Raw genomic sequence first — 14083 nt, 5'->3', positions numbered from 1 at the left:
CAGGGGCGGAGGGGTGCTCCCTATACTTGCAGGCGTGGAAGGTACATGCTCCACCCCAGAGCCCGGGCCGCGCCCGGAAGGGGAGGGGTGTGTCGCAAGAGGGAACCCGGTGGGACTCCGGGACTGCCCCGCAGCGGTATGAGGGAACGAACGTCGCCATAAGCACTGGTAATCCGGTCGGAAAGGTCGGAAACCGGGAAGCGGCGGCCAGTAGGAGGACGGCGTCCGCGCCGTCCGCGCCCCCGAGTCCGAAGACCTGCCTCCACCCGGCGGCGCACCCGTGCCGCCGGTGGTCCCGTGCCCCGAGGGAGGGCCGAGGAGCGGCGGCAGGCGACACGCCCACGGCGTGGTCCCCGCGCATGCCCGCGTCCTCGCTCACCCCCGCGGCCGGTACCCGGCTTTCGACGAGGGAGAGAAGCTCATGCCCGTCACCCCCGAGGCCTCCCGGCCGTCCGTGCGCTCCACCGTGCACGGCTACCCCAGGATCGGCCCGAACCGAGAACTCAAGCGCGCCTGCGAGTCGTACTGGAAGGGCGAGACCACCGCGGAGGAGCTGGACGGCATCGCCGCCGACCTGCGCCTGGGCGTCTACGCCCAGCTGCGCGAGGCGGGCGTCGACGACATCCCGTCCAACACGTTCTCGTACTACGACCACGTCCTGGACACCGCGGTCCTGTTCGACCTGGTGCCCTCCCGGTTCACCTCGCCGGCCGCCGCCGGCGACCGCGACGAGGAGCTGCGCCGCTACTTCGCCCTCGCCCGCGGCGAGCAGGGGGCCCCGCCGCTGGAGATGACCAAGTGGTTCGACACCAACTACCACTACCTGGTCCCCGAGCTGTCGCCGAGCACCCGCCCGCGCCTGGTCGGCGACAAGCCCGTCGCCGAGTTCCGTGAGGCGGCCGAGGCGGGTTTCCCGACCCGCCCGGTCCTGGTGGGTCCGCTCACCTTCCTCCTGCTGGCCAAGGCCGCGGACGACGCCCCCGAGGGCTGGCGCCCCGTCGAGCTGCTCGACCAGCTCCTGGACGCCTACGCCCAGCTCCTCGCCGGCCTCTCGGCCGCCGGGGCCGCCGAGGTGCAGCTGGACGAGCCGATCCTCGCCACCGACGAGGGGCGCGCCGCCGTCGGGCTCCTGGAGCGCGTCTACCAGCGCCTGGGCTCCCTCGCCGAGCGTCCCTCGCTCCTGGTCTCGACCTACTTCGGCTCCATCGGGGCTCCCGCCCTGCGGATCCTGAAGGACTCCCCGGTGGAGGCCGTCGGCCTGGACCTGGTCACCGACGGCGAGGGCGTCGACGACCTCGTCAAGGTCTCGGGCCTCGGCGGCACCCGCCTGGTCGCAGGGGTGGTGGAGGGCCGCAACGTCTGGCGGACCGATGTCCCGGCGGCCGTGGCCACGCTGGGCACCCTGCTCGCCCTCACGGACGAGCTGACGGTGAGCACGTCCTGCTCGCTCCTGCACGTGCCGATCGACCTCGACGCGGAGACCTCCCTCGCCCCCGAGCTGCGCGGGGCCCTGGCCTTCGCCAAGCAGAAGGCGTACGAGACGGCCCTCCTCGGCCGCGTCCTCTCGGAGGGGGCCGAGGCCGAGTACGCGGCGGGCGGCGCCGGCGGCGGCCCGGCCTTCACGGACGCCCGCGTGCGCGCCCGCCTGGACGCCCTGGGCCCGGACGCCTATGAGCGCCCCCAGGACAGGGGCGCCCCCACGGACACGCCGTTGACCACGACCACCATCGGGTCGTTCCCCCAGACCGCGGAACTGCGCCGCGCCCGCGCCGCGCACCGGCGGGGCGCGCTGGCGGAGGACGCCTACACGCGGATCCTCCGCACGGAGATCGACCGGGTCGTCGCGCTCCAGGAGGAGATCGGGCTGGACGTGCTCGTGCACGGCGAGCCCGAGCGCAACGACATGGTCCAGTACTTCGCCGAGCAGCTGGAGGGCTACGCCACCACCGAGAACGGCTGGGTGCAGTCCTACGGTTCGCGGTGCGTCCGCCCGCCGATCCTGTTCGGCGACGTCTCGCGCCCCGAGCCGATGACCGTCGAGTGGATCACCTACGCCCAGTCGCGCACCGACAAGCCGGTCAAGGGCATGCTGACCGGTCCCGTGACCATGCTCGCCTGGTCGTTCGTGCGCACCGACCAGCCGCTGGGCGACACCGCCCGCCAGGTGGGCCTGGCCCTGAGGGACGAGGTCGCCGACCTGGAGCGCGCGGGCATCCGCCACATCCAGGTGGACGAGGCGGCCCTGCGCGAGCTCCTGCCGCTGCGCGAGGAGCAGCGCGCCGCCTACCTGGACTGGGCGGTGAACTCCTTCCGCCTGGCCACGTCCGGTGTGTCGCCGTCCACGACGATCCACACGCACATGTGCTACTCGGAGTTCGGCCTCATCGTCGGCGGCATCGAGGCGCTGGACGCCGACGTGACCAGCGTCGAGGCCGCCCGCTCCCGGATGGAGCTGGTGGAGGACCTGGGCCGCCGCGGCTACAAGCGGGGGATCGGGCCCGGCGTGTACGACATCCACTCACCCAGGGTGCCGTCCGTGGAGGAGATCGAGGGCTCGCTGCGGCTGGCCGTCGCGCACATCGACGCCGGGAGCCTGTGGGTCAACCCCGACTGCGGTCTCAAGACGCGCGGCTACGCCGAGGCGGAGCAGGCCCTGCGCAACATGGTGGAGGCCGCCCGCCGGGTGCGCGCCGACCTGACCGGCGCCCGCTAGCGGGGCGCCCCGTGCCCGGGCCGGGCAGCTCGGGGCCGAGGCGGCCGACGGTCTCCGCGCGCGGGCGCCCGGGGCCTCCGGCCGGGCACGGGACGACGCGGACGGGGAGGGGACGCGGCGACGCCGCGTCCCCTCCCCGCTCCTGCGGTGGACCGGTCAGGTGCCGACCACGGCCAGCGCGTCGGCGCCGGCGTTGAGCATGATCTCCTCGAGGTTGTCGGGGAGGACCAGGTCCTCGGCGGAGTCGTCGCCCGTGAGGGACGGGTGGAGCTGGTAGGTGATCTGGATGTTCAGGTTCGCGGTCCTGACCAGCAGCACGGCCTCCGGGACGAGGTCGCCGAGGAAGTCGTACTTCGTGACGATGTAGTGGGCCTCATCGCCGAGCTCCACCTCCTTGCTCTCCTCCACGTCGCCGGCGTCGTACAGGGTGCTGTACTCGCTCTCGCCGGTGATCTGGGCGACCGTGTCCTGGAACTGGCTCGTGGCGGCCTCGACGGAGTCGGCGGCGGAGTAGGGGGTCTGGTACACGATCTCGAAGGAGGCGTAGCCGCCGGGGGCGTTGCCCTCCGGCAGGGTGGCGTCCAGGGTGTCGCAGTACGAGTTCTCGTCGCGGACGGACTTGTTGCCGCCGTCGGTGACGAGGAAGTCGGCCACGACCTGCTCGGTGAAGGCGTCGCAGGGCTCGGCGGGGACCGAGTAGGGGGGCTCGCCGGCGGGGGCGGCGTCGGGGTCCGGCTCCGGGGCCGGCTCGTCGCCGCCGGTCGCCTCCTCCGCGCTCGCGGAGGGCTCGCCCTCGGGCGGGGAGGCGACGGTCGTCCCGCCGTTGCCGTTGGTGACCAGCATGACCAGGACCGCGACCACGAGGACGACGATGACCACGCCGCCGCCGACGACGACCCAGAGCCTGGCCTTGCCGCCGCCCTGGGGCGGCTGGGGCTGGGGGTGGGGGTAGCCGGGACCGCCGCCGTAGGGCGGCTGGCCGCCCGCGTACATCTGCTGCTCCGGGCCGGGGAAGCCCTGGCCGGGACCCGTGGGGGCGCCGTAGCCGGGCTGGCCGCCCGTGCCCGGGTCGCCGTAGGGGGCGCCGTAGGGGGGCTGGCCCCCGCTGTTGTCCCCGCCACCGTAGGGGTTCTGCGGTGGTTGGTTGTAAGGTCCGTTTTCGCTCATGGCTCCCCTCGCCCGTGATGTGCTGGCCGTGTTGTCTGGGACGCGTGTGCGTGCCGGTGGGTTCTCACGACTTCCGGGACCGCGGGGCCGCGCCGGAGCGCGGTCGGAGCGGGACGGGAGCCGTGCGAGGGGAGGCGCACCTACCGCCACCGCCTTCCCGCGGGCGAGGGCGGAGGCGTGGGGCCGGGCGTTCCCCGTCTCCGTGAGGAGGATCCCGGGGGACCGGGGCTGCCGATCGTGGCCGGCTCCGGGGGGCTCCCCGGGCCGAGGTCGGGACCTGTGCATAGTAGCCGCGGGGTATGTCCCCGCGGCAGGCCAGACCAGGGGTAACAGGGTGAATCGTCACTGTTTTGTGTCGGTTGCGTGCGAGATCATGGTTCGCGTGACGCAATCGTGACGCCGATGTCGGGATTCCGCGTCCGGGCCCGGGTAGTGGGACCGGGCGCGTCCAGGGGCCTTTCGGCGCCGCGGCCCGTCCGCGGCCACCGCGTCCGGACCGGACCGGCGCGGCGCGCGGCCTCAGAACATCGAGATGTGCACGTGGTCGAAGTGGTTCTCGGTGAGGTTGCCCCGGTCCGACATCGCTCGCCAGTCGGTGTCGCCGCGGCGCACGTCCCAGATCTGCTGGCGGTAGATGACGTACATGATCCCGTAGTCGTCCGCGTGCTCCATCGCCCACTCGGAGATCGCCCAGCCGCGGTCGACCTCCTCCTGCGAGGGCATGCCTCCGTTCGGGTCCAGCATGAAGTCGCAGGCCCGCCCCAGCGGGTGCTCCCCGACGACCCAGCCGCCGACCGCCCGGTAGCAGCCCACGCCGCCCACGTCCCGGCCCTCGCCGAACTCGTCGATGACCCGCTGGCGCATCAGCTCGGTGCGCGGGGTGATGTTGTACTGGCCGCCCATCGGCTGCTCGGGGTGGTCGGCGATCAGCCGGTCCACCTCGGTGCGGCGCTCCTCCAGCTCCTCCAGGTCGGCCTCGACCTCGGCCAGCCGCTCCTCCGCGGCCTCCTGCGCGGTCTCGTCGCGGGAGAGGGCCTGGTCGAGCTGGTCGATCTTGTCCTGGTTGCTGGTGGCGAGGTAGTCGATGACCACGGCCCGGTCGATGACCGTGTCGGCCTCGTCCCCCACGAACAGCGACATCGACGGGTCGATGCCGCCGCTGGTGTAGGTGGCGACCGCCAGGGCGCGCACCTGCTCGCGCGCGGCGTCCACCTCCTCCCGGGTGCCCTCGGCGCGGTTCTCCGCGCGCTCGGCCTCCGCGATGACGCCCTCCATGTCGCGGAGCTCGCCGTTGTAGTCCTCGCTGAGGCTGTCCGCGCGCTCCCGCAGGGAGCTCATGCTCTCGGGGTCCATGGGCGCAGCCGTGACGGCGGCCTGGGGAAGGACGAGGAGGCTCCCGACCAGGCTCGCGGCGAGCGCGGCCACGCGGGCGCGGCCGGGGCGGACGATCGCCGGGAGTACCCGTGCGCAACCCTCGCCCCGGGCGCGGTCGGTGGGATCGGGAGCCCAGAAGTCGGCGAAATCGTCCACTCGGCTCAGGTCGTCGGACTGCACTGTGTGGTCGCTCCTCGAGCCCGCGCGCACTCCCGTCGGGCACGGGAGAGGGGCGGGCGCTGCTTCTCGTCTGTTCCCGTACGGGGCCGGGCCGCCCTCGCGGCCCCGCCCCCGACTCCTCGCGCGTGCCGCGGAGGGGGAGTGGGAGTCACGGGATGGTCATGAGTGTAGGCACTCGCACGGGGATGGGGGAAAGACGGGACGATTCCACCGGTGGACAAAGGTTGTCAATGTGGTCTAAATAACCTGAATTCGGATGATGATTCAGGTGAAGTGGCTGGTCCGCCATGGTTGGCTTGGGACCGTGAAGGCTCCTGAGCGCGACCAAGCGACCACCATTCCCGCCCGGGCGGACGGCGCCGCGGGGTGTCCGGCCTCCCTGCCGGGTCCGTGTCGCGCCCGCACGGGCCCGCGGGCCCGCTCCTAAGGAGCCGCCCGCCCGCCGCGCCGATCCGGGCCGCCCCGCGGCGCGGGGGTGTCGGACCCTCCCGACCACACGGGGGCGCCCGCCCGCCGACCCGCCGTGCGCACCCGTACCGGCGCGTCGCCGCCGCCCGCTCGCGGGGCTCTCCGTACGCTCGGACGTGGGCGTCAACCCCACGCCGAGTCCAGCCCCCCGCGCTCCCGTACAGGGCGCCGTGAGACCACCGCTGAGACGTCGATGGGATAACCGTGATTGACGCAGTGGGCCTGCACAAGGCCTACAGGTTGAAGAAACACCAGGTGACCGCCCTGGACGGGGTCGACCTGCATGTCGAACCCGGGGAGATCTTCGGGGTGGTCGGCCAGAGCGGCGCGGGCAAGAGCACCCTCCTGCGCTCGGTGAACCTCCTGGAGCGCCCCGACGCCGGGACGGTCGAGGTCGCGGGCGAGGAGCTCACCTCGCTGCGCGGGGCCCGGCTGCGCGCGGCGAGGCGCAACATCGGCATGGTGCACCAGCACTTCGCCCTGCTGTCCTCGCGCACCGTCGCCGGGAACGTGGGCTTCCCCCTGGAGGTCTCCGGCGTCGACAGGACCCGCAGGCGGGCCCGGGTCGGCGAGCTCCTCGAACTCGTGGGCCTCGGCGACAAGGCGCGGGCCTACCCCGCGCAGCTCTCCGGCGGCCAGAAGCAGAGGGTCGGCATCGCCCGGGCCCTCGCCTCGGCCCCCCAGGTGCTGCTCAGCGACGAGGCGACGTCCGCGCTCGACCCCGCCACCACCGACTCGATCCTCGCCCTGCTGCGACGCCTGCGCGACGAGCTCGGCCTCACCATCCTCCTCATCACGCACGAGATGGACGTGATCAAGCGGATCTGCGACTCCGCGGCGATCATGGAGAAGGGCGTGTTCCTGGAGTCGGGCCGGGTCCTCGACCTGATCGGAACCCCGGGGTCGCTGCTCGCGCGCTCCCTCTTCCCGCTGCCCGCCAACGGCGGCCCGGAGACGGTGTTCATCACCTACCCGCGCTCCTTCGACGAGCCGTTCATGTCCGAGCTCACCCGCCGCTTCGACGTCGACGTCAACATCCTGGGCGGCGGCGTGGAGCAGGTGGCCGGGCAGTCCGTCGGCCGCCTGAGCGTCGACATGCGCGGTGCCCGCCGCACCGAGGCGCTCGCCTACCTGTCCGAGCACGGCCTGCTGGTCGAGGAGGCCGGAAAGTGATGACCAACCCCACCGACGCCCTCGCCCTCGCGGCGTCCGCGGCCGAGGGCGGCAACGCCTGGGACGCGATCGTCGCGTTCGTCCAAGACTGGCCGAACATGTGGCCCAGCCTGTGGCTGGGCACCCAGGACACCGTCTACATGGTGGTGTGGGCGACGCTCATCAGCGTGCTGGTCGGCCTGCCGCTGGGCGTTCTGCTGGTGTCCACGGACCGGGGAGGGCTGACCCCGGCGCCGGCCGTGCGCGCCGTCCTCAGCGCGGTCGTCAACGTCGGACGCTCGCTCCCGTTCATCGTCCTGATGGTGGCGGTGCTCTCCCTGACCCGCTTCCTGGTGGGCACCACCCTGGGCCCGACCGCGGCGATCGTGCCCCTGAGCATCGGCGCCATCCCGTTCTTCGCCCGCCTGGTGGAGACCTCCCTGAGGGAGGTCGACCGCGGCGTCGTCGAGGCCGCGCACGCGATGGGCACCCGCCGCTTCACGATCGTGGGCAAGGTGATGCTGCCCGAGGCCCTGCCCGGCCTGATCGCGGGCCTGGTGATGACCGTGGTCGCCCTCATCTCCTACTCCGCCATGGCGGGCGCCATCGGCGGCGGGGGACTGGGCGACCTGGCCATCCGGGAGGGCTACCAGCGGTTCAACGACCACTACCTGTGGGCCACCGTCATCCTGCTGATCGTGATCGTCCAGATCGCCCAGAGCATCGGCGACCTGTTGGTGCGCCGCCTGTCACGGCGCTGACCGGCCCCGCCCGACGGCCGGGAGCCCCGGGGACGGGCCACGAGCCCGCCCCCGGCCCGCACGCCCCCCACCCCACCCCCCGATTTTTCTGTCCGACGAGGAAGGAGACAGCGATGACCGGGAGTACCAGGGCACGAGTGGCGCGGGGGGCCGTCGCCGCGGGGGTGGCCGCGGCCGTGCTGGCGGCCTGCGGCAGCCCAAGCGAGCGGGCCCAGGAGGGCACCGACGCCGAGGGGCTGACGACGCTGAGGATCGGCGCCACGCCGATGCCGCACGCGGAGATCCTGGAGTTCGTCGACGAGAACCTGGCGGCGGACGCGGGCCTGAGCCTGGACGTGGTGGTGTACACCGACTACAACCAGCCCAACGCCGCCCTGTCGGAGGGCGAGCTGGACGTGAACTACTACCAGACGGCGCCCTTCCTGGACGAGTACCTGGAGGGCAACCCCGACGCGGACCTGAGCTACGTGTCGGACGTGCACCTGGAGGCGTTCGGCGTCTACTCGCAGGAGCTCACGGACCTGGCCGACCTGCCCGAGGGCGGAGAGGTGGGCGTCCCCAACGACACCTCGAACATGGGGCGCGCCCTGGAGCTCCTGGCCGCCGAGGACGTGATCACGCTCGCCGACACCGGCGGGCGCGCCCCCTCGGTCGACGACATCGAGGAGAACCCCCTCGACCTCACCGTCACCCCGGTGGAGGCCGCCCAGCTGCCGCGCTCGCTCCAGGACCTGGACGCGGCCGTCGTGAACGGCAACTACGCCCTGGAGGCGGACCTGCCCGCGACGGCCAACGCCCTCGCCTGGGAGGGCACCGAGGACAACCAGTACGCCAACGGCCTGGTCGTACGGTCCGAGGACGCCGGCGCCGAGGACGTGGTCAGGCTCGACGAGCTGCTGCACAGCGACGAGGTGCGCCAGTTCATGGAGGAGCGCTGGGAGGGCATCGTGCTCCCCGTCGGCGGCGGGGCCTCCGAGGACTGAGCCCTGCGGGGGCGCCCGCGCAGCGGCGCCGGCGCCCCCGCGTAACGGTTGGGTTTCGGCCTGTATCCCGTCGATTGACATCGGGGTACTACTCTGTTTGTTTTATGGGAGCGCTCCCACAACGATGTCCCCTCGTCACGGAAGGTGCGTACCGAAGAAGTGAGCAACCGCAAGGATTTCCCCGAGGGCTTCCTCTGGGGGGCGGCGACCGCCTCGTTCCAGATCGAAGGCGCCACCACCGAGGACGGCCGGGGCCGCAGCATCTGGGACACCTTCGCCGAGACACCCGGCAAGGTCCTGGGCGGCGACACCGGTGAACCCGCCGACGACCACTACCACCGCTACGCCGAAGACGTCGCGCTCATGAAGGAGATGAACCTCGGGGCGTACCGCTTCTCCGTGGCCTGGCCGCGGATCGTCCCCGAGGGCTCCGGCGCCGTCAACCAGGCCGGGATCGACTTCTACGACCGCCTCGTCGACTCCCTCCTCGAGGCCGGGGTCCAGCCCTGGGCGACCCTGTACCACTGGGACCTGCCCCAGCCGCTGGAGGACGCCGGCGGCTGGCCCGTGCGCGACACCGCCTACCGCTTCCGCGACTACGCCCAGATCGTCGCCGAGGCCCTCGGCGACCGCGTCGGCCACTGGATGACCATCAACGAGCCCTGGTGCTCGGCCTTCCTCGGCTACCACAACGGCCACCACGCGCCCGGCCACAAGGACGCGGCCCAGGCCGTGGCCGCCACCCACCACCTGCTGCTCGGCCACGGCCTGGCGGTGGAGGCCATCCGCTCCACGGGGCACCCGGCCAAGGTCGGTCTGGCCCACAACCAGGCCGTCATCCGCCCCCACGGTCCCACCGCGGCCGACGCCCGCGCCGCGCGCCGCGCGGACGGGGTGCGCAACCGGATCTTCACCGACCCGCTCTTCAAGGGGCGCTACCCGGCGGACGTCCTGGAGGACCTCGCCGAGATCAGCGACTTCTCCTTCGTCTCCGACGGGGACCTGGAGACCATCTCCGCGCCGCTGGACTTCCTCGGCGTGAACTACTACTCGCCGGAGTTCGTCGCCGCCTCCGCCAAGGGGCTGGACCCCGAGCTGGTCAGCGGCGAGGGCGGGAACGCCTGGCTGGCCTCGGACCCGGAGGAGGTGCACGTCTCCCAGGGGCTCCCCGTCACCCACATGGGATGGGAGATCGACCCCACCGGGCTGTACGACGTGCTCCAGCGCCTGGCCGGGGAGAGCGGCGGCATCGACCTCTACGTCACCGAGAACGGCTGTGCCTTCGAGGACACCGTGACCGAGGACGGGCGGGTCCACGACACCGACCGCACCGACTACTACGAGGGCCACCTGAGGGCCGCGGGGGAGGCCGTCCGCGCCGGGATCCCCCTGCGCGGGTACTTCGCGTGGTCGCTCCTGGACAACTTCGAGTGGGCGTGGGGGTACTCCCGCCGGTTCGGGATCGTGCACGTCGACTACGAGACCCAGCGCAGGACCGTCAAGGACAGCGGGCTCTGGTACGCCACACTTGCTGGGACGGGCCGGTTCCCCGAACGGTAGACGCGGGCGTACAGGCGCCGGCGGCCCGGTGGGCCGCGGACGGCGGTGGGGTGTCCTCCGGGGCGCCCCACACCGTCGTTCCCGGCGGGACGACACCATGAGAGCGTCCGTCTAACACACCGCCGTCCCGGGGCCCGTCCCGGGACGGCGGAACACGAACCCCAGAGGGAGCCTCGAAGTGGCCAAGAGCGGTGGCGGTCGGCAGCGTCCGACCCTGGAGATGGTGGCGGAGCGGGCCGGCGTCGGCCGCGGTACCGTCTCCCGTGTGATCAACGGCTCCGCCCAGGTGAGCCCGCACACCCGGGAGGCCGTGCACAACGCGATCGCCGAACTGGGCTACAGCCCGAACCAGGCCGCGCGCACCCTGGTCACCCGGCGCACGGACACGATCGCGCTGGTCGTCTCCGAACCGCGCGACCGGCTGTTCGCCGACCCCTTCTTCGCCGACATCATCCGCGGCGTCAGCTCGGTCCTGCACGAGCGCGACCTCCAGCTGATGCTGACCACGGCCCGTACCGAGGCCGAGCACAAGCGCGTGGGCGACTACCTCAGCGGGTTCCACGTGGACGGGGCGCTCCTGGTGTCCCAGCACCGCGACGACCCGCTCTCCACGCGCCTGGCCGAGGCGGGCGTGCCGGTCGTGCACGGCGGCCGTCCCCACTCCCCGGACCAGCCCGCCCCGTACTGCGTGGACATCGACAACTACGGCGGCGCCCGCGCGGCCACCCGGTACCTGCTGGACCGCGGTCACCGCAGGGTGGCCACCATCACCGGGTCGCTGGACATGAACGCCGGCCAGGAGCGCCTCCGCGGCTACCACGACGTCATGGCCGAGGCCGGGATCGAGGTGGACGAGCGCCTCGTGGTCCACGGGGACTTCAGCGTGGAGGGGGGAGCCGAGTCCATGGCACGCCTCCTGGACACCGGTCCGGCGCCGGACGCCGTGTTCGCGGGCTCCGACATGATGGCCATCGGCGGCCTGCGCGTGCTGCGCGAGCGCGGGCTGCGGGTGCCCGACGACGTGGCCCTGGTGGGCTACGACGACACGGTCATGGCCCAGCACAGCGACCCGCCGCTCAGCACCATCCACCAGCCCACGGTCCAGATGGGCCGGGAGATGGCGCGACTGCTCGTCGACGTGGCGATCCCCCGCACGGTCGAGGCCGAGACGGTCACCCTCGACACCCACCTGGTGGTGCGCGAGTCCGGCTGACCCGGCGCCGCGACGCCCCGCGAAGCGCCTCTGACCCGGCGGTTCGCCCCCGCCCGGCTGGACTCCCGTACCACCGCTGTGCAAGGCTGGTCGCGATTTCGCTGGAGACGGTGGGAGCGCATGGAGCCGATGCGGGGACCGACACACACCCGGTGCGCGATTTCGTCGTGCGGGTGGTGCGACCAGGACGGCGTCGAGTGCCGGTTCTGTTCCGGAACGGGGTGGTGGCGGCCCGAGCGGCCGCACCGGGACGGGAACGGCGTGATCGTCTGGCACAGGGTCGACGAGCCGTGCCGTGGGTGCGCCGGGACGGGCAAGGAGCACAGCCCTACCGCTGTCCTCTGAGGCGCTTCCGCTCCCGTGTGGAAAAGGAGAGGCGCATGCGCTGGGTGACCTATCTCTCGCCGAGTGGCGGGGGCGAGCGCGTCGGGGTCCTGGAGGACGGGGACGTGCTGGGCAGCCCCGACCCCGGCGGCCTGGCGGAGCTGCTGGCGGCGGGCGGCGACGCCCTGGCCGCGGCCGGCGGGCGGGCCGCCGCCGCGCCGGTCGAGATCATCGTCGAACCGGAGGCGCGCATGTGCGCGCCGGTGACCCCCACGGCCCTGGTGCCCGCCATGGTCGGCGGCGAGGTGTGGGAGATCCACCCGGAGCTCGTACGGGGCTCGGACGACGCGGTCCTGCCCGCCGCGCGGACGGCGCTGGTGGGCGTGGCGGCCGTCGCCGGCGGCGACGGCCCGGCGAGCGCCTACACGCCCGCCTGCCTGTGGCTGGACGAGCGGGGAGCCGCGGTGCAGCTGAGCCTGGGGCCCGTCCTGACCACCGCCGACGAGGTGCCGGGGGCGCCGCTGGAGCTGAGCGCCTCGGTGGACGACAGGGAGGTCGGCCGGGGGATCGCGGACCCGGCCGACGCCTGGCTGGTGTCGGGCCCCTCCGGCGCGGGCCGGATGCGCGTCCTCCTGCCCGTCTCCACCCCGCGCCTGGAGGAGGACGACGAGCTGTTCGTGGACGCGGGCGTCCTGGGGACCTTCGAGGTCCGGGTCGGCTCCCAGGTCTGAGCGGCGCCGGGGAGGGGGCCGCCGTCAGGGGGTGAACTCCCAGTGCCAGGGCTCGAACCCGCCGCGCGCCCAGGGCGGGTTGTCCCAGCCGTACCCGGGGGCGCGGGCCAGCATCCACTCGTGTTCGGGGGACCCCTCCTCGTGCACGCCCCCGCACAGGTCCACGGCCACCCCCAGCCCGTGCCGGCTGGTCCCCGGGCGCGCGGCCATGCCGGGCAGCATCTCGCGGAACAGGCTCACCTGCTCGTGGTAGGGGCGGTAGGAGTCGGTCACGCACATGGGGCGGCCGAACGCCTCGCGGTAGGCGCCGTCGAGCTCGATGAAGGCCTCGGCGGCGTCGGCCCGCAGCCTCTCGCCGGGCTGGGGGAGGGGGCACAGCAACGACTCCGGCATGCGGCCGTTGGCGTGGGCCGCGGCCTCCCCCCGAGCGCACCCCGTGTCCGCGGAGGGCGTTCGCCCCGCTTCCCGGCCGCGGCCGCCGTCCCTGTCGGTCGACGACAGCGCCGCGCGCGCGTCGTGCAGGGCCTCCTCCCGGCGCCGCTCCCGGTCCCCCGGGTCGCCGACCTCCGCGAGCCGGGCCTCCAGGCGGGTCTGCTCCTCCAGGAGCCATACCGTCCGCTCCTCCTGGGCCGTGACGGCCTCCACGGCCTCCTCGCGGGCCGCCGCCGCTGCCTCCACCGCCTCCGCCTGCTCCCGCTCGGCGGCCTCGGCCAGGCCGTCGACGGTCTCGGCCACGACCCGCGCCGCCCCCGCGCGGTCCAGTTCGGCGGCCCTGTGCTCCCCCAGCACGTGCAGGAGGGCTCCGCGCTCGAGCATGCCCGAGGGGCCCTCGGGCCCGCCCCACGCGTGCACCGGCCCCACGTCGGCGCCCATGTAGACGGCCGCCGCCTGGCGGGCGGCGGCGATCCTGGCCTCCTCGCCGCGCTCGCCGGCGGCGCCCGCGCGCTCGGCCGCCTCGGCGCTCCGTTCGGCCAGCTCCTCCAGGCGCCCGCTCTCCTCCTCGTAGCGCTCGATCCTGCCGAGGGCCTCCTGTCGTAGGACCTCCGTGCCCGCGCGCAGTTCGGCCAGCTCGACGCGCACGTCCCCGAGGGTGGCCGCCCCGGTGGTGTCGTCGGCCGCGGCCCCCGGGGCCGCGGCCAGGGAGAGGAGGGTCAGGAGGCCCAGCGGAAGTGCGGCGGTGACCGAAATGGATCGGTTCCGGAAGGCGGGATCCCTTCCGGGGGGCGGACCGTCCGAATGCGTTTTGCTACGCACGGTAGTCGCACGGGGGCAAGGCGATGCACGCATCTCCGCTTCCTCCTCAGGACCTGCGTATACGTCTTGTCACGATGTCATGTCGGGGGAGTCTTGGTGGGGAAGCTGGTGGTGTGTCCAAAAAGTTACCTGGCCACTTGAGTGGGTTTCGGTCGCTATGTCTGACCTGGGGGATTAGCCATAATGCCGACATCGAGGGCATT

The 14083-nt window shown here is 73.2% G+C and carries 11 protein-coding genes and 1 riboswitch; of the genes, 8 read left to right on the top strand and 3 right to left on the bottom strand.

Annotated features, from left to right (window positions below; genetic code table 11):
- The first annotated feature begins 96 nt into the window (after positions 1-96).
- A riboswitch (cobalamin riboswitch) is annotated at positions 97-258 on the top strand.
- A 163-nt stretch (positions 259-421) separates the two neighbouring features.
- Positions 422-2713: a 5-methyltetrahydropteroyltriglutamate--homocysteine S-methyltransferase gene (metE, locus tag ACIRPH_RS03595; protein ID WP_402908740.1), complete on the top strand. Its 2292-nt coding sequence runs from the start codon at positions 422-424 to the stop codon at positions 2711-2713.
- A 156-nt stretch (positions 2714-2869) separates the two neighbouring features.
- Here the strand turns inward: metE and ACIRPH_RS03590 are convergent, their stop codons facing one another.
- Both ACIRPH_RS03590 and ACIRPH_RS03585 read right to left on the bottom strand, forming a co-directional pair.
- A complete protein-coding gene (locus ACIRPH_RS03590) occupies positions 2870-3880 on the bottom strand; it encodes a DUF3558 domain-containing protein (protein ID WP_402908738.1) in 1011 nt (336 codons plus the stop codon).
- 519 nt (positions 3881-4399) lie between these two features.
- The gene (locus ACIRPH_RS03585; protein ID WP_402908736.1) at positions 4400-5434 is read right to left on the bottom strand and encodes a coiled-coil domain-containing protein; all 1035 of its coding nucleotides are present in this window, start codon (positions 5432-5434) and stop codon (positions 4400-4402) included.
- 684 nt (positions 5435-6118) lie between these two features.
- Between ACIRPH_RS03585 and ACIRPH_RS03580 the strand changes: the two genes are divergently transcribed.
- From ACIRPH_RS03580 to ACIRPH_RS03550, 7 genes are all read left to right on the top strand, one after another.
- The gene (locus tag ACIRPH_RS03580; protein WP_402909516.1) at positions 6119-7075 is read left to right on the top strand and encodes a methionine ABC transporter ATP-binding protein; all 957 of its coding nucleotides are present in this window, start codon (positions 6119-6121) and stop codon (positions 7073-7075) included.
- Positions 7075-7815 (top strand): methionine ABC transporter permease, encoded by a 741-nt coding sequence (locus tag ACIRPH_RS03575; protein ID WP_402908734.1) that lies wholly within the window; start codon positions 7075-7077, stop codon positions 7813-7815. The genes ACIRPH_RS03580 and ACIRPH_RS03575 overlap by 1 nt, the downstream gene beginning before the upstream one ends.
- A 113-nt stretch (positions 7816-7928) precedes the next feature.
- The gene (locus ACIRPH_RS03570) at positions 7929-8798 is read left to right on the top strand and encodes a MetQ/NlpA family ABC transporter substrate-binding protein (protein WP_402908732.1); all 870 of its coding nucleotides are present in this window, start codon (positions 7929-7931) and stop codon (positions 8796-8798) included.
- Between the two features lie 159 nt (positions 8799-8957).
- Positions 8958-10358 carry a GH1 family beta-glucosidase gene (locus tag ACIRPH_RS03565; RefSeq protein WP_402908730.1) on the top strand — a complete coding sequence of 467 codons (1401 nt, stop codon included), beginning with the start codon at positions 8958-8960 and terminating at the stop codon, positions 10356-10358.
- Positions 10359-10536: 178 nt separating this feature from the next.
- Positions 10537-11571: a LacI family DNA-binding transcriptional regulator gene (locus tag ACIRPH_RS03560; protein ID WP_402908728.1), complete on the top strand. Its 1035-nt coding sequence runs from the start codon at positions 10537-10539 to the stop codon at positions 11569-11571.
- 120 nt (positions 11572-11691) lie between these two features.
- On the top strand, positions 11692-11916 hold the full coding sequence (locus ACIRPH_RS03555; protein ID WP_402908726.1) for a hypothetical protein: 225 nt from the start codon (positions 11692-11694) through the stop codon (positions 11914-11916).
- Positions 11917-11951: 35 nt separating this feature from the next.
- The gene (locus ACIRPH_RS03550) at positions 11952-12626 is read left to right on the top strand and encodes a hypothetical protein (protein WP_402908724.1); all 675 of its coding nucleotides are present in this window, start codon (positions 11952-11954) and stop codon (positions 12624-12626) included.
- Between the two features lie 24 nt (positions 12627-12650).
- On the opposite strand, the gene ACIRPH_RS03545 is transcribed toward ACIRPH_RS03550, so the two are convergent.
- A complete protein-coding gene (locus tag ACIRPH_RS03545) occupies positions 12651-13706 on the bottom strand; it encodes a D-alanyl-D-alanine carboxypeptidase family protein (RefSeq protein ID WP_402908722.1) in 1056 nt (351 codons plus the stop codon).
- Between the last annotated feature and the right edge of the window lie 377 nt (positions 13707-14083).

Source organism: Nocardiopsis sp. NPDC101807, assembly GCF_044766605.1.
In the GTDB taxonomy this organism is placed as follows: Bacteria; Actinomycetota; Actinomycetes; order Streptosporangiales; family Streptosporangiaceae; genus Nocardiopsis; species Nocardiopsis tropica.
Note: the sequence above shows the minus strand (reverse complement) of the source record. Positions and strands in the feature narration are given on the sequence as shown.